Below are 18985 nucleotides of genomic sequence, written 5' to 3'. Positions count from 1 at the left end.
CCCCCCGGGCCCGCGCACCCCGACCCTGCGCATGGGCTCCCCGCGCCGCCGGCTGCGCATCACCATGTTCGGCCTGCTCTTCACCTTCTCCCTGTTCGCCGGCCGGCTCTTCCAGCTCCAGGCGGTCGACGCCGGCGGCTACGCCAAGGCCGCCGAGACCACTCGGGAGGCGACCCTGCACGCCAGCCGGGGCGCGATACTGGCCGCCGACGGCACGCCGCTGGCGGTGTCCGTCGAGGCCTACGACGTCACCGCCGACCCGACCGTGGTCGCCCGCTACCACGAGGACGTCGGCGACCTCGCGGCCAAACTGGCCGGGCTGCTCTCGGCGGCGCCGGAGTACGCGCTGGGCGGTGCGCCGAGCGTCGCGGACCTGCAGGCCGCGCTGACCAAGCCGAACACCCGCTACGTCGTGCTGGCGCACAAGGCCTCGCCGGCCACCTGCGCCAAGATCCGGCAGCTGGCGGTGGCCAACACCAGCGACCCGAAGACCGTCGTCGGGGTCTACACCAACACCCGCGACGACCGGCGGACCTACCCCGGCGGCACGCTGGCGGCGAACCTCGTCGGCTTCACCGACTCCGACGGGGTCGGCAAGGCCGGGATCGAGCAGATGGTGAACGACCGGCTGGCCGGCAAGGACGGCCAGGAGTCCTACCAGGCGGCGTCCGGGGTGGAGATCCCGACCACCGGCGTGAACATGAAGCCGGCGGTGGACGGGGACTCGGTGAAGACCACCATCGATCCGGACATCCAGTACGCCTCCGACCAGGCGCTGGCCAAGGAGGTGCAGTCGACCGGCTCGTCGTCCGGGACCGTGGTGGTCCAGGACGTGAAGACCGGCCAGATCCTGGCCCTGTCGAACTACCCGACCTTCAACCCGGCGCACATCACCACCGCCGACACCCCGAACCTGGGCAACCGGGCCTTCACCGACCCCTTCGAACCCGGGTCGGTGGCCAAGGTCATCACCATGTCCGCGGCCATCCAGACCGGCGTGGCCGAGCCGGACACCCAGCTGCCGCCCTTCACCTCGCCGATGCCCGTCGGGCGCTACGTCTTCAAGGACGACGTCGACCACGGCCCCTGGGACCTGACCATGACCGGGGTCCTGGCCGCGTCCTCCAACGTCGGCACCATCGAGGTCGCCAACCTGTTCCAGCCGCACGGTGTGGACCGCGACCAGACCCTGGGCAAGTACCAGCGGCTGTTCGGCTTCGGCCAGACCACCGGCATCGGCTTCCCCGGCGAGAGCGCCGGCATCCTGGACCCGCCGGACAAGTGGAGCGACACCGAGCGCTACACCGTGCTCTACGGCCAGGGCCTGGCCGCCACCGCCGTCCAGGACGCCTCGGTCTACCAGACCATCGCCAACGGCGGCGTGCGCATCGCCCCGAGCCTGATCCAGGGCTGGACCGACCCCTCCGGCAAGTACACCCCGGCCCCGGCGCCGCAGCAGACCCCGGTGGTCAGCGCCGACACCGCGACGAAGGTCGCCGACATGCTGGAGGCGGTCACCACCTCGCAGCGCGGCACCGGCACCACGGCCCAGATCCCCGGCTACCGGGTGGCGGGCAAGACCGGCACCGCGAACCGGTACGACGAGAAGAAGGGCACCTACAACGGCTACACCGCCTCGTTCATCGGGTTCGCGCCGACCGACAAACCGTCGATCGTGGTCGCGGTGTCGTTGCAGGCCCCGGTCGGCGCGCACTTCGGCGCCGAGATCGCCGCGCCGGTGTTCCAGCAGGTCCTGTCGTTCGCGTTGCAGAGCCGCGGGGTGGCGCCGACCGGTACGCCGCCGGCCAACCTGCCGACGGCCTACGGCTCCAGTTCCGGTAACTGAGCGAAGACAAAGCCTTACATAAGGTAGTTGAGAAACAGGTGTAACGGTTCCGCGTCCGTCCCGTCTCACCAGCCCGTTTGGCGGGCGGGCGGGGCGGACGCGAATATCTGCGGAGGAGCTGAACGCACGAGCGCGCTCCGCGAACCGGTACCCTTCCGCACGTGCCCCACTTGACCGTCCCCGCCGATTCGACGACGTATCGGGAACCCATGACTTCCACGCCGCGCCCGAAGCACCTCCCGCAGCACAGCGTCCGCGCCTGCGCGCAGATCGCCGGCGCCGCCGTCGCGGATTCCACGACCGCGACCGCCGAGGCCCTGGACACGACGGTCACCGGGATCTCGCACGACGCGCAGTCGATCCGGCCCGGCGACCTGCACGTCGCCTGGCCCGGCACGGCCCGGCACGGGGCCGAGTTCGCCCCCGGCGCCGTGGCCTCCGGGGCGGTCGCGGTCGTGACCGACGCCGCCGGCGCGGCGATGCTGGACGGTCTGGCGGCGCCGATCCTGGTGGTCCAGGACGTGCGGGCAGTGGCCGGGAAGCTCTCGGCGTATGTGTACGGCGAGCCCGCCACCCAACTGGCGATGTACGGCGTCACCGGCACCAACGGCAAGACCACCACCAGCTACCTGATCGACGGCGGGCTGCGCCGGGCGGGCCTGCGGACCGGCGTGATCGGGACCGTGCAGATCCTGATCGGCGACCGGGTCGTGCCCTCGGTGCGCACCACCCCGGAGGCCCCGGACCTGCAGGCGATCCTGGCGACCGCCGTGGAGGAGGGCGTCGAGGCGGTCTCGATGGAGGTCTCCAGCCACGCCCTGGCCTACGGCCGGCCGGCCGGGATCCGCTTCAAGGCCGCGGCGTTCCTCAACCTGACGCAGGACCATCTGGACTTCCACGCCGACTTCGAGGACTACTTCGAGGCCAAGGCGAAGCTGTTCACCCCCGGGTACACCGAGCAGGCCGTCGTCGACGTGGACGACGAGCACGGCCGGACCATCGCCGAACGCTGTCGGGCCAACGGCGTGCCGGTGCACACTTTCTCCATCAAGGCAGTAGCCGCCGACTGGAGCGCCGAGGACATCGTGCTGGGCACCGACGCCTCGACGTTCACCGTCGTCGGCCCGGACGGCGCGCGGCACCCGGCCAGCGCCGGGCTGCCCGGCGACTTCAACGTCGCCAACGCGCTGGCCGCGATCGTGCTGCTGGCGGTGACCGGGATCGAGCTGGAGACCGCCATCGCCGGTGTCGCCGACGTGCACGGCGTCCCGGGCCGCATGGAGCGGGTGCAGGTGCCCGGCCAGCAGTTCCTGGCGGTCGTCGACTACGCCCACACCCCGGACGCCGTCCAGACCGCGCTGACCGCGCTGCGGCCGCTGGCCGACCGCGGCCACGGCCGGCTGCGCGTGGTGGTGGGCTGCGGCGGGGACCGCGACAAGACCAAACGGCCGATGATGGGCGCCGCCGCGGTGCGGCTCGCCGACGAGGCCGTGTTCACCGACGACAACCCGCGTACGGAGAGTTCAGCGGACATTCTCGCGGCCGTCACCGACGGTGCCGACGCCGAACTGGCCGGCGCCGTCCAGAATTACCGCGTGGTCGCCGACCGGGCCGAGGCGATCGCCTACGCGGTCGCAGCCAGCGGCCCCGGCGACGTGCTGATCGTCGCCGGCAAGGGACATGAGCAGGGGCAGGAGATCGCAGGAGTGAAGAAGCCGTTCGACGACCGGGTGGTGCTGCGCGCCGCTTTGGAAGCGGCTGGAAAGGACCGCGGCGAGCAGTGAGCCCCCATAATCTCGGCTGGATCGCGCACACCGTGGGCGGGACCCTGAGCGGCCCGCCCGGCGTCCCACAGGACGAGCTCGCAGGGCTCGAGGTCACCGGCCCGGTGGTGTTCGACTCGCGGGACGCCGCGCCCGGAGCGCTGTTCGCGGCCTTCCCCGGCGCCTGCGCCGACGGGCCCGAGTTCGTCCGCGACGCCCTCGCCAGGGGTGCGGTCGCGGTGCTCGCCGCCCCGGACGACGCCTACCGCGCGCCGTGGGCCGGCCGCGGCACCGTCCCGACCGTCACGGTCGCCGACGGCGACCTGCTGCGCGCGCTGTCCGCGCTGGCCCGGGCCCATCTGGCGCTGCTGCCCCGGACCACGGTCATCGGCCTGACCGGCTCGGCCGGCAAGACCACCACCAAGGACCTGATCGGCCGGCTGGTCCGGGAACTGGGCCCGACGGTGGCGCCCAAGGGCAGCTTCAACAACGAGCTCGGATTCCCGATCACGGCGCTGCGGACCGACGAGGATACCCGGTACCTGGTCGCCGAGATGGGCGCGCGCGGGATCGGGCACATCACCCACCTGACGACGATCGCGCCGCCGCGGATCGGCGTGGTGCTGAACGTCGGCAGCGCGCACCTCGGCGCGTTCGGCAGCGTCGAGGCCATCGCCGAGGCCAAGGGCGAACTGGTCGCGGCGGTCCCGGAGGCCGGCAACTGCAACCCGGACCGGGACGGCGTGGCGATCCTCAACGCCGACGACCCGCGGGTGCGGGCGATGGCCGCGCGGACCAAGGGCCGCGTGGTCCTGTTCGGCGAGGCGCCGGACGCCGCGGTGCGGGCCGAGAAGGTGCGGATCGGCCCGGACGGCCGGGCCTGCTTCACCCTGACGTACCGCGACGGCGACGGACCGCAGCGGCATCCGGTCACGCTCCGGCTGGTCGGCGAACACCAGGTGGCCAACGCCCTGGCCGCCGCCGCGACCGGCCTGGAGCTGGGCCTGAGCGGTGAGACGGTGGCCAAGGTGCTCTCCGCCGCCGAGCCGGACAGCAAGTGGCGGATGGCGATCGGCGAGTCGGCCGACGGCGTGACCATCGTCAACGACGCCTACAACGCCAACCCCGAGTCGATGCGCGCGGCGCTGAAGACGCTGGCGACCATGACCCGCTCGCGCCCCGGCGCCCGTTCCTGGGCGGTCCTGGGCCCGATGGGCGAACTCGGCGCGGCCGCGGCGGTCGAGCACGACGCCATCGGCCGGCTGGCGGTGCGGCTGAACATCAGCCAGACCGTCGCGGTCGGGGCCGGCGCCGCCGCGATCCACAGCGGGGCGTCGATGGAAGGGTCCTACGACGGGGAGTCGGTGGCCGTGCCGGACGTGGACGCCGCGCTGGCGTTCGTCCGGTCCGGGGCCCGTCCTGGGGATGTGGTGCTGGTCAAGGCCTCGCGCTACGTCGGTTTGGAGAGCTTGGCCGCCGCGCTGCTGGAACGCGCGGCGTCGGGGAACGGACACGGGGACTTCGATCTTGGCGCCGGGGACGGCGGCGCGCCGCAGGCGCGCGGTGCGGGAGGTGACGTCCGGTGAGCACGTTCGCGGCGGTCCACGCCGGGGTGGGCGCGGTGGTGCCGCACGCCGGTTCGGAAGGCGGCCTGCAGATGCGCGGGGTGCTGTACGCGGCGGGAATCGCGCTGTTCTTCTCGCTGATCGGCACCCCGATGGCGATCAAGACCCTGGCGCGCTACGGCTTCGGCCAGCCGATCCGCGAGGACGGCCCGACCACGCACCAGGCCAAGCGCGGCACGCCGACCATGGGCGGGGTGGTGATCGTGCTGGCCACCGTGCTCGGCTACGGCTTCACCAAACTGGCCACCATGCGCATGCCCACCGCCTCCGGGCTGCTGGTGCTGTTCCTGATGGTCGGGATGGGCGTCGTGGGCTTCACCGACGACTTCCTGAAGGTGTTCCGGCAGCGCAACCTGGGCTTGCGGGCCAAGGCGAAGATGATCGGGCAGTGGATCGTGGCGATCGCCTTCGCGATCCTGGCCCTGCACTTCCCGAACGCCCTGGGCTTCAAGCCGGGCGACACGCACCTGTCCTTCGTCCGGAACATCTCGGCGGTGGACCTCGGCGCGGTGCTCTTCGTGATCTGGGCGGGTCTGCTCATCGCCGGCACCTCCAACGGCGTGAACCTGACCGACGGCCTGGACGGCCTGGCCACCGGCTCCTGTGTGATGGTGTTCGCCTCCTACGTCCTGATCGGCGTCTGGCAGCACGGCGAGTCGTGCGCGACGCTGGGTACAGACGTCCAGGGCTGCTATCCGGTCCGAGATCCACTTGACCTGGCGATCGTCGCGGCGGCGGTGATGGGGGCCTGTTTCGGCTTCCTGTGGTGGAACACGTCCCCGGCCAAGATCTACATGGGCGACACCGGTTCGCTGGCCCTCGGCGGCGGCCTGGCCGGCCTGGCGATCTGCTCCCAGACCGAGCTCCTGCTGGCCCTGCTTGGCGGCCTGTTCGTGATCATCACCCTCTCGGTGGTGATCCAGGTCGGCTACTTCAAGATCAGCGGCGGCAAACGAGTGTTCAAGATGGCCCCCCTGCACCACCACTTCGAACTCGTCGGCTGGGCCGAGGTAACAGTGGTGGTCCGCTTCTGGATCATCTGCGGCCTCTTCTGCGGCCTGGGACTCGGCGCCTTCTACGCCGGCTGGATCACGGTCAAGTAAGACCACGCACATCTACCCGTGGACCGTCACCGACTCGGTGACGGTCCACACCGCATCCCGGGTGGCACTGATGACAGCCGGGACGATGAAGTCGCAGACGGCACGCGGTGCCCCGGGCACGATCGCCACCCCGTGCGCGTCCACCAGGGCGACGATCGGATCGAGTTCGGCGATCGCCGGGCAGATCTGCAGGCCGTTGACGTGCTCGCGGACATGTGTGGTCCGATAGGCGTCCACCATGGCCTTCAGCACACCCGGGTCCCGGACCTCGGACTGGGTCGCGGTCTGGGAACTGCTGTCGCCGTACACCCCACAGCGCACGGCGCGGACCGGAGTGAAACCGGGCGGGATCGGTCCGCCCGCACCCATCGGGACGGGCGCCGAGCCCGTGGCGCTCTCGAAGGCGTTCCCCAACGTGAGCGTGCACTCGGGCTTGACGTAGACCGGCGACCCGGTCGGCATGCGGGTCGCGACCGTCGCCCAGTGCCCACCCGGATAGTCCGGGGCATACCGCACCCCGACCGCCATCCCGCCTACCGCCGCCATGCCCGCCGCACCGAGGGCTACCGGGACCATGAGCCTCATGGTCCTTGGACGCGGGGCGTGAGCCGGCGGTTCCCTGTCGGCCAGCGTCTGGACCGGCGGCCGAACTCGCCGACGCGGCCGCCCCGCACCTCCTGTTTTGCATTTCTCCGGCCGGTTTTCGGTTCGTTCCCCTCGGTCGCGTCGGCAGGGCTTCGCCTACAGTGCCGGTGGCCGGGGGTCAAGTTCGCGCTGCACAAAACCGCCGCCTACCTGCACAACCGCCGCGCGCGGACTTTACCCCCGGACACCGGTGCTGTACCCCCCGGGCTGACGACGCGACCGAGGGGAACGGACCGCACCACCTCACAAACCGCCAGCGCAGGGCCCTGACCGGACCACCCTATGGAACCGCGCCAGTTCCCCGAGGGAGCCGAGAGCCCCCGCCGGAGGCGCCGGCTCTTCACCAGGGCTCTTGACCTTGATCTTGCTCCGACTTACGGGAGACGAAGAGGCCTGAGGTATGGCGGGGTTGTGAACGCGGGAACTGGCAGCCGACGAACACACTCACCACCACGAACCCCGAACCGGCACAACCATGACCGAAGGCCGTAAAAAGCTTTAGAACCCACAAGCCAGCCGCAACTCGCCTCGGGAACTCTCGGCCTCGGAGACTCTCGGCCTTGCCTCGGAGACTCTCGGCTTTGCCTCGGAGACTCTCGGCCTTGCCTCGGAAACTCTCGGCCTTGCCTCGGGAACTCCCTGCCTTGCCTCGGGAAATCTCGGCCCCGCCCCGAGCGCTCTCAGCCCCGAGCGCTCTCAGCCCCGAGCACTCTCAGCCCCGAGCACTCCCTGCCTTGCCTCGGGAAATCTCGGCCCCGCCCCGAGCGCTCTCAGCCCCGAGCGCTCTCAGCCCCGAGCGCTCTCAGCCCCGAGCCCTCTCAGCCCCGAGCACTCCCTACTTCGAGCACTCCCCGCCCCTACCCCCGCGACCAACTCCGAGCGACCCGCTCAGCCAGCGCCGCGAGATGGAACTCGGCGCGGGCCATCGCCTCCTGCGCGGACCCGGCCTGCTCGGCGACCTCGTAAGCGGCCGCGAACCCGGCGGCGGCCAGTTCGCGCTTGCCCACCTCGACCAGCCCGGCCAGCACGATGCACGGCCGCCCCGACGCCAGTGCCGCCTCGGCGACGCCGGTCGGGACCTTGCCGCCCAGCGAGCTGTGGTCGAAGCGGCCCTCCCCGGTGATGACCAGGTCCGCGCCGGCGATCAGGTCGGCCAGGCCGGTCTCGGCGATGACGGTGCCGATGCCGGGGACGCGGCGGCCGCCCAGGAGCATCAGGCCGTAGCCGAGGCCGCCGCCCGCGCCGGCGCCGGGGGCGTCCAGGGTGCGGCGGATCGCGCCGGGTTCCTGGCCGATGGCGCCGGCGAGTTCGGCGAAGTGGGTGAGGGCGGCGTCGAGGCGCTGGACGTCGTCGTCGGTGGCGCCCTTCTGCGGGCCGAAGACGGCCGCCGCGCCGCGCAGGCCGAGCAGCGGGTTGTCGACGTCGCTGGCGATCACGGTCTCGATGTCCGCCAGGCGGCGGCGGGGCTCGGTCAGGTCCAGGCCGTGCAGGCTCTTGAGGGCCCCGCCGCCGGCCCGCAGGACCTCGGCCGGTTCGGCGCCGAGGGCGGCCAGCAGACCGGCGCCGCCGTCGGTGGTGCTGGTGCCGCCGAGCCCGATGACCAGCCGCTTCGCGCCGTCGGCCAGGGCGGCGGCGATCAGCTCGCCGACGCCGTAGGTGGTCGCGGCCTTGGCGTCGCGCTGGTCGGCCGGGACGAGGTGCAGGCCGCAGGCCTCGGCTACCTCGATGTAGGCGGTGGGGTGCTTTCCGTCCGTCGACCCGTGCCCGGACTCGATCAGGTAGCGCCCGGTGACCTCGGTCCCCAGCGGCCCGGTGACCGTCGCCAGCTGCTCGGTGAACTGAACCCGGCCTCCGAACGCGTCGCTCATCGAGTCGAGGAACCCCGGCCCCCCGTCCGACATCGGGACCCCGGTCACCTCATCCTCCGGCGAGCTCCGGAGCCAGCCGGCGGTGACGGCCCGCACGGCCTCCGGGGCGGTGAGCGTTCCGGCGAACTTGTCCATGGCGATGACGATGTGCACGCACCGGATGGTAATCGGTTTCCGCCGGCCGGCGTTGTGACGTCCACCACGGCGGTCCGGCGGCGCTTCTCGTCACACTGACATCAGGGTATGATCTATTAACGTCAGATAGACGAAAAGGGGTAACGGGATGACCACGACCACAGTTCCGGCGCCGGCCTTCCAGGAGCCGGCACCCACGCCGGTCAGCCTGCTCCTGCTCGGCCGCACCGCCGACCCGCGCAGCGAGCGCGGCGTGGAATGCCCCGGCGACCTGCCGCAGGCCTCCGACCCCGACCTGGTGGCCCGGGCCGCGGCGGCCAAGGCCGAGCTGGGCGACCGGCTGTTCATCCTCGGCCACCACTACCAGCGCGACGAGGTCATCGGCTTCGCCGACGTCACCGGCGACAGCTTCAAGCTGGCGCAGCAGGCGGCGGCCCGCCCCGAGGCCGAGTTCATCGTCTTCTGCGGCGTCCACTTCATGGCCGAGTCGGCGGACATCCTCACCTCCGACGCCCAGCAGGTGATCCTCCCGGACCTGGCCGCCGGCTGTTCCATGGCCGACATGGCCACCGCCGAGCAGGTGGAGCGCTGCTGGGAGCGGCTTGAGGACCTGGGCATCGCTTCGCAGGTGGTGCCGGTGTCGTACATGAACTCCTCCGCCGACATCAAGGCCTTCACCGGCCGCCACGGCGGCACGATCTGCACCTCCTCCAACGCCGAGCGCGCCCTGGAATGGGCCTTCGCCAAGGGCACGCAGGTCCTGTTCCTGCCCGACCAGCACCTCGGCCGCAACACCGCGGTCCGCGACCTGGGCCTGTCCCTGGACGACTGCGTCGTCTACAACCCCCACCGCCCCGACGGCGGCCTCACCGACGACCAGCTCCGCGACGCCAAGATGATCCTGTGGCGCGGCCACTGCTCGGTCCACGGCCGCTTCACCCCGGAGTGCGTCGACGAGGTGCGCGAGCGGGTCCCGGGCGTCAACGTCCTGGTCCACCCCGAGTGCCGGCACGAAGTGGTCGAGAAGGCCGACCACGTCGGCTCCACCGAGCGCATCATCGCCTTGCTGAACGAGGCGGAGCCGGGCAGCGCCTGGGCGATCGGCACGGAGCTGAACCTGGTCAAGCGCCTGGCCGCCGAGCACCCCGACAAGCAGATCGTGTTCCTGGACAAGAGCGTCTGCTACTGCTCGACCATGAACCGCATCGACCTGCCGCACCTGGTCTGGACGCTCGAGGCGCTGGCCGACGGGCGGGTGCCGAACGTGATCGAGGTGGACGCGGACACGGCCCACTTCGCCCGGGTGGCGCTGGAGCAGATGCTGGCGCTGCCGTAGGCGGCACCTGGCCCGTGGGCCGGTTTCGTCCCTTCGGCACCTGTGCGACGATGGGGAAGGAATAGCTTCCGGCGGCGCGTGGTTCCCCCAGTTGTGCAGGCGCGCTCCACGGGGCGCCGGTGTGTCCAGATGAAGGAGTACGCATATGACCGTGCAGACGGAGACCTCGCAGGAGGCGACTGTCGCGCAGGGCCTCATCTTGTCCGCTGAGGCGGCCTCCAAGGTGAAGTCGCTGCTGGAGCAGGAGGGCCGCGACGACCTGTCGCTGCGCGTCGCCGTGCAGCCCGGTGGCTGCTCGGGTCTGCGCTATCAGCTCTACTTCGACGACCGCGCGCTCGACGGCGACATCGTCGCCGAGTTCGACGGGGTGAACGTCGTCACCGACCGGATGTCCGCGCCGTACCTGGCCGGGGCCAAGGTGGACTTCGTCGACACCATCGAGAAGCAGGGCTTCACGATCGACAACCCGAACGCGGGCTCGTCGTGCGCCTGCGGCGACAGCTTCAGCTAGACAGATTCAACCCGCTGGGCCGCACACGATCTGTGTGAAGGCCGCGGCGGCGGTTATCACGGTGGGTGGGCCCGTTCGCGGGTCCACCCCTTTGCCGTGCCCGCGAGCCGAAACCCCTCCTCGAACAGAATCGAGTCCCCCGTGCGCGTCGCCGTCACCGGTTCCATCGCGACCGACCACCTGATGAGCTTCCCCGGCCGTTTCGCCGAGCAGCTGGTGGCCGAGCAGCTCCACACCGTTTCGCTGTCGTTCCTGGTCGACTCGCTGGAGATCCGGCGCGGCGGGGTGGCGCCGAACATCTGTTTCGGGATGGGCAAGCTGGGCCTGCGCCCGATCCTGGTCGGCAGCGCCGGCGAGGACTTCAGCGAGTACCGCTCCTGGCTGGAGCGCAACAACGTGGACTGCGACTCGGTCCGGATCAGCGAGCTGCTGCACACGGCCCGCTTCGTCTGCACCACGGACGCCGACCACAACCAGATCGCCTCCTTCTACACCGGCGCGATGGCCGAGGCCCGGCTGATCGAGATCGGCCCGATCGCCGCCCGGGTCGGCGGCCTGGACCTGGTGCTGATCGGGGCCGACGACCCCGAGGCGATGCTGCGGCACACCGACGAGTGCCGGGAGCGCGGCATCCCGTTCGCCGCCGACCCCTCGCAGCAGCTCGCCCGGATGGGCAGCGAGGACATCAAGCGGCTGGTCGACGGCGCCCGCTACCTGTTCACCAACGAGTACGAGGCCGCGCTGATCGAGCAGAAGACCGGCTGGGACGCCGAGGAGATCCTGCGCCGGGTCGGCGCCCGGGTGGTCACGCTCGGCGCGCAGGGCGTGCGGATCACCCGGCGCACCGCGGACGGCGGCGTCGACGTGCTCGAAGTCGCCACCGCCAAGGAGGAGACGAAGGCCGACCCGACCGGCGTCGGCGACGCCTTCCGGGCCGGCTTCATCGCCGGTCTGTCCTGGGGCGTCGGCGAGGAGCTGGCGGCGCAGGTCGGCTGCATGCTGGCCACGCTGGTGATCGAGACGGTCGGCCCGCAGGAGTACGACCTGCGGCGCGGTCGCTTCCTGGAGCGGTTCGCGGTGGCCTACGGCGACGACGCGGCCGGCGAGGTCGCCCGGAGCCTGACGGTCTGAGCCCGGCGATCCGGCCCTGGCCTGGCTCGGCTGCTCGGCTGCTCAGCGCAGCTTCTCCAACACGCCGGGCAGCACGGCGAGGAAGCGTTCCACGTCTTCCCCCGCCGTGCCGAACGGCAGCGACACCCGCACGTTCCCCCGATCCGCGGCGCCCATGGCGACCAGCACATGGCTCGGGGTGACGGTGTCGGAGGTGCACGCCGACCCCGACGACACCTCGAACCCCGCCTCGTCCAGATCCAGCACCAGCGCCTCCGCGTTCACCGCCGGGCAGGAGAAGGCGACGAGGTTCGGCAGCCGCTGGTCGGGGTCGCCGAACACGTCGATGTCGTCGGCGACCCCGGGCAGCGCCGCCCGCAGCCGGTCGGTCAGGGCCCGCAGCCGTACCGCCTCGGCCTGGCGTTCCTGCTCCCGCGCCACCAGCGCGGCGGCGGCCGCGACGATGCCGGGCAGGTTCACCGCGCCGGGGACGCGGCCGTCTTCGTGTTCGTCGACGGCCCACGTCGGCGCGAAGCGCGTTCCCTTGCGCACGGCGAGGATCCCGACCCCGGCGGGCCCGCCCCACTTGTGAGACGAAGCACACAGCACCGACCACTCCGGCGGCACCGGCAGCCGGCCGACCACCTGGGCGGCGTCCACCAGCAGCGGCACCCCGGCCGCACCCGCGGCCTGGAAGACCGGGGCCAGCGGCTGGACCGTGCCGACCTCGTGGTTGGCGGCTTGCAAGCAGGCCAGGGCCGTTCCGGGCACCCTCAGCTCGCGCGCGAAGGCCTCGACGTCCACCCGGCCCAGCCGGTCCACGCCGACCGTCGCCACGACGTTGTGCCGCTCGGCGGTGTGCAGCTCCGCCGCGTGCAAGACCGCGGAGTGCTCGACCGCTGACACCACCAGCCGGTCCCCGATCCGCCGCCGCCCGGCCAGGACCCCGGCGACCCCGTAGTGGATCGCGGCCGTCCCCGAAGCGGTGAACGTCACTTCCCGGGCCCGGCATCCGAGCACGTCGCCGACCGCGGCCCGGGACTGGTCCAGCAGCAGCCGGGCCTGGCGCCCGGCCCGGTACAGCCGGGCCGGGTCGGCCCAGCCCTCGTCGAACGCCGCCAGCAGCGCGGCGCGGGCGGCCGGGTGCGGGGGCTCGGCGGAGGCGGCGTCGAAATGAGTCACAGCCTTGACGATACGGACCCTGCGCCGTCACCCGCCGTATCCGACCGGCACCGGACCCGCCGCCGATCCGGTACCGATCCGGCACCGTCACCGAACCCCCGAACCACCGGCGCCAACACTGTTGTCCTCATCAGATCAACGCCGTCAGTTCGGCCGGAAGTGTGACCCCCGACCCCGCCACACGCGTTAACCGGGACCTCCGCGCAAGAGGCAATTGGGGCTGGAGTAGGGTTTGGCCGCGAGAGAGAAGACACCGCCCCTGGCAGGGCCGTGACGTGCGGGCACACCGGGTGCGATCCCGGGGGCCCGCCGCGTGCCTGCCGTCAAGGCTTGAACCTCGGGAAGGCAACCTTGAGTCCACACGGCTCCGACCCGTCGCCGCAGCGCACACCCCCGGCGCGGCGATCGCGGCGCGGCAAGCTCGGCGTGCTCGCCGTGGCCGGGCTGGTCGCCATGACCGCGACCGGCTGCGACAGCGGGCAATTTAAGCGGCTGGGAGTTCCCGCTCCGGCCACCAAGGAAGCGCCGATCATCCTGCATTTGTGGCAGGGTTCGTGGATCGCCGCCCTGGCCGTCGGGGCCCTGGTGTGGGGCCTGATCCTGTGGTGCGTCATCTTCTACCGGCGCAAGCGCACCGGCATCGAGATCCCGGCGCAGACCCGCTACAACGTGCCGATCGAAGTGCTGTTCACGGTCGTCCCGTTCATCATGATCGCGGTGCTGTTCTTCTTCACCGCCAAGGACGAGTCCAAGCTGCTGGAACTGCACAAGAACCCCGACGTGAAGGTGAACGTCGTGGGCCGGCAGTGGTCCTGGTCGTGGAACTACAACTACGACGCGGTCACCCAGCAGGACACCCCCGGCCAGCTGGCGGTCTACGACGCCGGCACGCCCGCCGAGCTGCCCGTGCTGTGGCTGCCGGTGAACGAGCGGGTGCGCTTCACGCTGACCTCCACCGACGTCATCCACTCCTTCTGGGTGCCGAACTTCTTGTTCAAGCTGGACGTCGTGCCCGGCCGGATCAACGAGTTCGAGCTCACCCCGACCAAGGAGGGCACGTTCATCGGCCGCTGCGCCGAGCTGTGCGGCGTCGACCACTCCCGGATGCTGTTCTACGTCAAGGTCGTCACCCCGGCCCAGTACCAGCAGCACCTGAAGGACCTGGCGAACAAGATCGACCCGGTGACCGGCAAGGGCCAGACCGGCCAGCTGCCGGTGGGCTACAACACCAACGGCGTGCCGTTGCGGGTCGGCCCGCTGACCGGCGTCGGCAACGACTCCACAGGGAAAGAAAAGTGACGGCCATCAGTGAACCGCGCGCAGTGAGCGCGCCGTACGAGCGCCGTGTGCCCGGCAACATCGTGGTGAAGTGGCTGACGTCCACCGACCACAAGGTGATCGGGTACATGTACCTCATCACGTCGTTCTGCTTCTTCGGCATCGGCGGTCTGCTGGCCCTGCTCATGCGCGCCGAGCTGGCGCGCCCGGGTCTGCAGTTCCTGACCACGGAGCAGTTCAACCAGGCGTTCACCATGCACGGCACGATCATGCTGCTGATGTTCGCCACCCCGCTGTTCATCGGGTTCGCCAACGTCATCGTGCCGCTGCAGATCGGCGCCCCGGACGTGGCCTTCCCGCGGCTGAACATGTTCGCCTACTGGCTGTTCCTGTTCGGCTCGCTGATCGCCGTCGGCGGCTTCCTCACCCCGCAGGGCGCCGCGGACTTCGGCTGGTTCGCCTACTCCCCGCTGACCGACGCGGTCCACTCCCCGGGCATCGGCGCGGACATGTGGATCATGGGTCTGGCGCTGTCCGGCTTCGGCACCATCCTCGGTGGCGTCAACTTCATCACCACCATCGTCTGCATGCGCGCACCCGGTATGACGATGTTCCGGATGCCGATCTTCACCTGGAACATCCTGCTGACCGCGGTGCTGGTCCTGATGGCGTTCCCGGTGCTGGCCGCCGCGCTGTTCGCGCTGGAGGTCGACCGCCGGCTCGGCGCGCAGATCTTCGAGGCGGACAACGGCGGGGCATTGCTGTGGCAACACCTCTTCTGGTTCTTCGGACACCCAGAGGTGTATATCGTCGCCTTGCCATTCTTCGGGATCATCACCGAGGTGATCCCGGTCTTCAGCCGCAAGCCGATCTTCGGTTACAACACCCTGGTGATGGCGACGCTGTCGATCTCCGGCCTGTCGGTGACGGTGTGGGCGCACCACATGTTCACCACCGGCGCGGTGATGCTGCCGTTCTTCGCCTTCATGTCGTACCTGATCGCGGTGCCCACCGGCATCAAGTTCTTCGACTGGATCGGCACCATGTGGCGCGGCTCGCTGAGCTTCGACACGCCGATGCTGTGGTCGGTCGGCTTCCTGGTGACGTTCCTGTTCGGCGGTCTGACCGGCGTGCTGCTGGCCTCCCCGCCGATCGACTTCCACGTGCAGGACTCGTACTTCGTGGTCGCGCACTTCCACTACGTGCTGTTCGGCACCGTGGTGTTCGCGATGAACGCCGGGTTCTACTTCTGGTGGCCCAAGTTCACGGGCAAGATGTTGGACGAGCGGCTGGGCAAGATCCACTTCTGGATCCTGTTCGTCGGCTTCCACACCACGTTCCTGGTGCAGCACTGGCTCGGCGCCGAGGGCATGCCCCGCCGGTACGCGGACTATCTGGCCAGCGACGGGTTCACGACACTGAACACGATCTCCTCGATCGGTTCATTCATCCTGGGCGCCTCGACGCTGCCCTTCTTGTACAACGTGTACATCACCGCCAAGCGCGGCAAGAAGGTCACGGTGGACGACCCGTGGGGCTACGGCCGCTCGCTGGAGTGGGCCACGTCCTGTCCGCCACCGCGGCACAACTTCACCTCGCTGCCCCGCATCCGCTCCGAATCCCCGGCCTTCGACCTGCACCACCCCGAGGTCGCGGCGCTGGACCTGGGGCACGGCAAGAAGAAGGTCGCGGTCGGCGCGCCGGCCAAGGCCAAGCCGCAGCCGGAGCCGGAGCCGTCGGCGACTGAGGACGAGGACGGTGCCAAGTGAAGGTCGAAGCCAAGCTCTTCGGGTTCGTCGCCATCTTCCTGATGATCGACATCCCGGTCTACTGGCTGCTGTCCAAGGACACGGTCGGCACCACCGCCCTGTCCATGGCCTTCGGCCTGTGCGCGCTGGTGTGGTTCTACCTGTACTTCACCGCGATCCGCATCGGGCCGCGTCCGGAGGACCGCGACGACGCGGAGATCGCGGAGATGGCCGGCGAGCTCGGTTTCTTCGCCCCGCATTCGTGGTGGCCGCTGTACACGGCGGGCTCGGCGGCGATCGCGTTCATGGGGATCATCTTCGGATGGTGGCTGCTGCTGGTGGCCGTGCCGTTCGGGGCCTACTCCGTGATCGGGCTCGTGTTCGAGTACTACCGGCGGGAGAACAACCGGTACGGCGAGGCCGGTGCCGGGCACTGACGCCGTAGCGGGAACTGCTTGAGGAGCTGGGCCCCGGAGTGATCCGGGGCCCAGCTCCTTTTGCTTTGGGCCTTTGCTTTGAGCCTTCGCCGCGCTCCCGCGCTCCCGCGCTCCCGCGCTCCCGCGCTCCCGCGCTCCCGCGCTCCCGCGCTCCCGCGCTCCCGCGCTCCCGCGCTCCCGCGCTCCCGCGCTCCCGCGCTCCCGCGCTCCCGCGCTCCCGCGTCCGCGCGGTCAGGAATGGCCCACGAGGACTTCCAGGATGGCGACTTCTTCGAGCTTGTCGTCCACGACGTAGGCGACGCGCAGGGTCGGGCCGATGTCGAGCGTGTACCAGGTCTGAGCGTCGGTGCTCATCCACGGATCGCCGATCAGGTGCGGGTCGCGGCCCAGGCCGATGGCCACGTGGCCGACCACGTGGCCGATGTCCGCGTCGGGGAGCAGGGCGACCTGCGTCATGGCGTGCTCGCCGAAGACGACCGTGTACGGGGCCGAGGTCATGTCGCCGAGGTCATGTCGTCGGCGTCACGTCACAGGGCCACGCCGAGGCGGGCGGCGACTTCCCCGAGCGGCACCGTCGGGCCGGAGGCCCCCTCGGCGCGCCGCTTGACGTGCTCGGCCAGGGCCGGCGAGGCCCGGGACGCCGCCACGTTCCACCACTTGCGGAACACCTGGAAGACGTCGCCGTTCTCCAACTGCTCGCAGAGTGCGGCTTTCTCGTCGTCGGTGAGATGTGCGCGGACGGCGGCCAGCGTGTGGGGGAGCTCCAGCGTCGTGAGCCGGGGCGTGGTGCGTGCGGCGGCGGACGGCTGAGCGCTCATGACGCCCACACTACGGCGGCCCGGGATCGGCGTCAGTAGCTGGACCGAGATCTCGTATTCGCTCTCTTTCGGGGTGGGTCGGCGACCTTTTGGGTCACGAGACGGTGATTACTTGAGATCATGTGCAACGTGGGGGCCTCTAACGGCGTCTATCCAGATGTAAGCAGTGCGGTAAGGGTTGAAGCGACTGGGAGGGTCTTGTGGCACACCACCTCGGGCAGGGTGTTTCCGCGGACGGAGGGCGCCGGTGGCGTCGGGCGGGGCAGCTGACGGCGGCCGCCGCCGCGGTGGCGCTGGTGACGTCGGCGTGCGGCGGCGGTTCGTCGAGCTCCAAGAAGGACGCCGTGGCGCCGGTCGGGGACGGACAGACGGCCTCGTCCGGCGCGGCCGGGGCGAACGGCGGCGGCACCACCCCCGGCGGCGCGACCTCCTCCTCCGCTGAGCCGCTGCTGCTCTCGGCGAGCCCGGCGGACGGTACCAAGGGCGTCGATCCGGCCAAGGGCATCCAGATCAACGCGGCCGGCGGCAAGCTGGAAAGCGTGACCGCCACCGACGCCTCGGGTAAGGCTGTGAACGGTGCCCTGGCCGCTGACGGGGCCTCCTGGGTGTCCACCGGGCTGCTGGCGATCTCCAGTAGCTACACGGTCGTGGCGAAGGCTAAGGACGCCTCTGGGGCGGAGAAGACGAGCACGTCCAAGTTCACGACGCTCACCCCGGACAAGCGCCTCGGCCTGTCCCACTACGCCCCGGACGACGGCACCACGGTCGGCGTCGGGCAGCCGATCGCGGTCTACTTCACCAACCCGCCGAACGTGAAGGACCGGGCCGCGGTGGAGAAGGCGATGACCGTCACCACCTCTCCGCACGTGGACGGCGCCTGGAACTGGCGCAGCGCCACCGAGGCGGACTGGCGTCCGCAGAGCTACTGGCAGTCCGGCACCAAGGTGCAGGTGCACCTGGGGCTGAACGGCGTGAAGGCCGGCGACGTCACCTACGGCTCGTTCACCAAGGACTTCGCCTTCACCATCGGCGACGCGGTGATCAGCACCGTGGACCTGGTGAAGGACCAGATGACGGTGACCAAGAACGGCAAGGTCCTGCGCACCATCCCGGTCAGCGCCGGCGAGGTCCCCAAGCACCCGACCTGGAGCGGCAAGATGGTGGTCCTGGAGAAGGACGCCACCTTGCAGATGACCTCCTCCTCGGTGAACTTCACCGACGCCTCGGACTTCTACGACCTCAAGGTCCAGTCCGCCGTCAAGATCACCGACTCCGGCACCTTCCTGCACGCCGCCCCCTGGAACGACGGCAAGTTCGGCCGCGAGAACAGCAGCCACGGCTGCATCGGCATGGGCCTGAACGACGCCAACTGGTTCTTCAACACCGTGAAGCTGGGCGACGTGGTGGACGTGCTGAAGTCGGCGAACACCAAGCCGAACGTCACCACCAACCCCAACCCCGGGTTCGACGACTGGAACCTGAGCTGGAGCCAGTGGCTGGCCGGGTCCGCCGCCGGGGTGCAGGGGCAGTAGGGACTGTTTGTCATCGACTAGCCACGCTCTGTCAGAGGGCGTGGCTAG

General features: G+C 70.6%; 16 protein-coding genes. 11 read left to right on the top strand and 5 right to left on the bottom strand.

Translation table 11 applies throughout. The features are described 5' to 3' along the window. The 4 genes from KGQ19_RS23200 to mraY form a co-directional block, all read left to right on the top strand. The coding region (locus KGQ19_RS23200) for a peptidoglycan D,D-transpeptidase FtsI family protein (RefSeq protein ID WP_212011412.1) at positions 1 to 1846 on the top strand (1846 nt) is incomplete at its 5' end. Positions 1847 to 2007: 161 nt separating this feature from the next. Then, positions 2008 to 3630 carry a UDP-N-acetylmuramoyl-L-alanyl-D-glutamate--2,6-diaminopimelate ligase gene (locus KGQ19_RS23195; RefSeq protein ID WP_307856486.1) on the top strand — a complete coding sequence of 541 codons (1623 nt, stop codon included), beginning with the start codon at positions 2008 to 2010 and terminating at the stop codon, positions 3628 to 3630. Further along, the gene (locus tag KGQ19_RS23190) at positions 3627 to 5195 is read left to right on the top strand and encodes a UDP-N-acetylmuramoyl-tripeptide--D-alanyl-D-alanine ligase (protein ID WP_212011410.1); all 1569 of its coding nucleotides are present in this window, start codon (positions 3627 to 3629) and stop codon (positions 5193 to 5195) included. The genes KGQ19_RS23195 and KGQ19_RS23190 overlap by 4 nt, the downstream gene beginning before the upstream one ends. Positions 5196 to 5266: 71 nt before the next feature. Then, complete coding sequence (mraY, locus tag KGQ19_RS23185; RefSeq protein WP_212011422.1) at positions 5267 to 6337, top strand: phospho-N-acetylmuramoyl-pentapeptide-transferase; 1071 nt, start codon at positions 5267 to 5269, stop codon at positions 6335 to 6337. 12 nt (positions 6338 to 6349) lie between these two features. Here mraY and KGQ19_RS23180 read toward each other — a convergent pair whose 3' ends face one another. Further along, a complete protein-coding gene (locus KGQ19_RS23180) occupies positions 6350 to 6913 on the bottom strand; it encodes a hypothetical protein (RefSeq protein ID WP_212011408.1) in 564 nt (187 codons plus the stop codon). Between the two features lie 926 nt (positions 6914 to 7839). Beyond that, positions 7840 to 9003, bottom strand: coding sequence for a glycerate kinase family protein (locus KGQ19_RS23175; RefSeq protein WP_212011399.1), 1164 nt, complete (start codon positions 9001 to 9003; stop codon positions 7840 to 7842). 130 nt (positions 9004 to 9133) lie between these two features. Here KGQ19_RS23175 and nadA point away from each other — a divergent pair, with 130 nt between their 5' ends. From nadA to KGQ19_RS23160, 3 genes are all read left to right on the top strand, one after another. Continuing rightward, on the top strand, positions 9134 to 10321 hold the full coding sequence (gene nadA, locus KGQ19_RS23170) for a quinolinate synthase NadA (protein WP_212011397.1): 1188 nt from the start codon (positions 9134 to 9136) through the stop codon (positions 10319 to 10321). 145 nt (positions 10322 to 10466) lie between these two features. Then, positions 10467 to 10832: an iron-sulfur cluster insertion protein ErpA gene (gene erpA / locus KGQ19_RS23165; protein WP_212011395.1), complete on the top strand. Its 366-nt coding sequence runs from the start codon at positions 10467 to 10469 to the stop codon at positions 10830 to 10832. Between the two features lie 141 nt (positions 10833 to 10973). After that, entirely contained in the window at positions 10974 to 11963 is a 990-nt protein-coding gene (locus KGQ19_RS23160) for a carbohydrate kinase family protein (protein WP_212011381.1), read from the top strand. Between the two features lie 42 nt (positions 11964 to 12005). Here KGQ19_RS23160 and KGQ19_RS23155 read toward each other — a convergent pair whose 3' ends face one another. Continuing rightward, positions 12006 to 13124, bottom strand: a complete 1119-nt coding sequence (locus tag KGQ19_RS23155) for a cysteine desulfurase family protein (RefSeq protein WP_212011379.1) — start codon at positions 13122 to 13124, stop codon at positions 12006 to 12008. 351 nt (positions 13125 to 13475) lie between these two features. On the opposite strand from KGQ19_RS23155, the gene ctaC reads away from it, so the two are divergent. From ctaC to KGQ19_RS23140, 3 genes are read left to right on the top strand one after another with little or no spacing between them, the layout of a single operon-like run. Beyond that, positions 13476 to 14423, top strand: coding sequence for an aa3-type cytochrome oxidase subunit II (gene ctaC, locus KGQ19_RS23150; protein ID WP_230419227.1), 948 nt, complete (start codon positions 13476 to 13478; stop codon positions 14421 to 14423). Next, positions 14420 to 16171: an aa3-type cytochrome oxidase subunit I gene (gene ctaD, locus KGQ19_RS23145; RefSeq protein WP_307856484.1), complete on the top strand. Its 1752-nt coding sequence runs from the start codon at positions 14420 to 14422 to the stop codon at positions 16169 to 16171. Before ctaC ends, ctaD begins: the two co-directional genes overlap by 4 nt. Then, entirely contained in the window at positions 16168 to 16587 is a 420-nt protein-coding gene (locus tag KGQ19_RS23140) for a cytochrome c oxidase subunit 4 (RefSeq protein ID WP_212011377.1), read from the top strand. The genes ctaD and KGQ19_RS23140 overlap by 4 nt, the downstream gene beginning before the upstream one ends. A 231-nt stretch (positions 16588 to 16818) precedes the next feature. On the opposite strand, the gene KGQ19_RS23135 is transcribed toward KGQ19_RS23140, so the two are convergent. Both KGQ19_RS23135 and KGQ19_RS23130 read right to left on the bottom strand, forming a co-directional pair. After that, the gene (locus KGQ19_RS23135; RefSeq protein ID WP_212011375.1) at positions 16819 to 17085 is read right to left on the bottom strand and encodes a hypothetical protein; all 267 of its coding nucleotides are present in this window, start codon (positions 17083 to 17085) and stop codon (positions 16819 to 16821) included. Between the two features lie 29 nt (positions 17086 to 17114). Continuing rightward, positions 17115 to 17405 carry a hypothetical protein gene (locus KGQ19_RS23130; RefSeq protein ID WP_212011373.1) on the bottom strand — a complete coding sequence of 97 codons (291 nt, stop codon included), beginning with the start codon at positions 17403 to 17405 and terminating at the stop codon, positions 17115 to 17117. Positions 17406 to 17605: 200 nt separating this feature from the next. On the opposite strand from KGQ19_RS23130, the gene KGQ19_RS23125 reads away from it, so the two are divergent. Next, positions 17606 to 18937, top strand: a complete 1332-nt coding sequence (locus tag KGQ19_RS23125; RefSeq protein WP_212011365.1) for a L,D-transpeptidase — start codon at positions 17606 to 17608, stop codon at positions 18935 to 18937. Positions 18938 to 18985: the final 48 nt, after the last annotated feature.

Source organism: Catenulispora pinistramenti, assembly GCF_018274385.1.
GTDB classification, from domain to species: Bacteria; Actinomycetota; Actinomycetes; order Streptomycetales; family Catenulisporaceae; genus Catenulispora; species Catenulispora pinistramenti.
The sequence above is the reverse complement of the archived record's forward strand: the minus strand, read 5'-3'. Positions and strand labels throughout refer to the sequence as shown.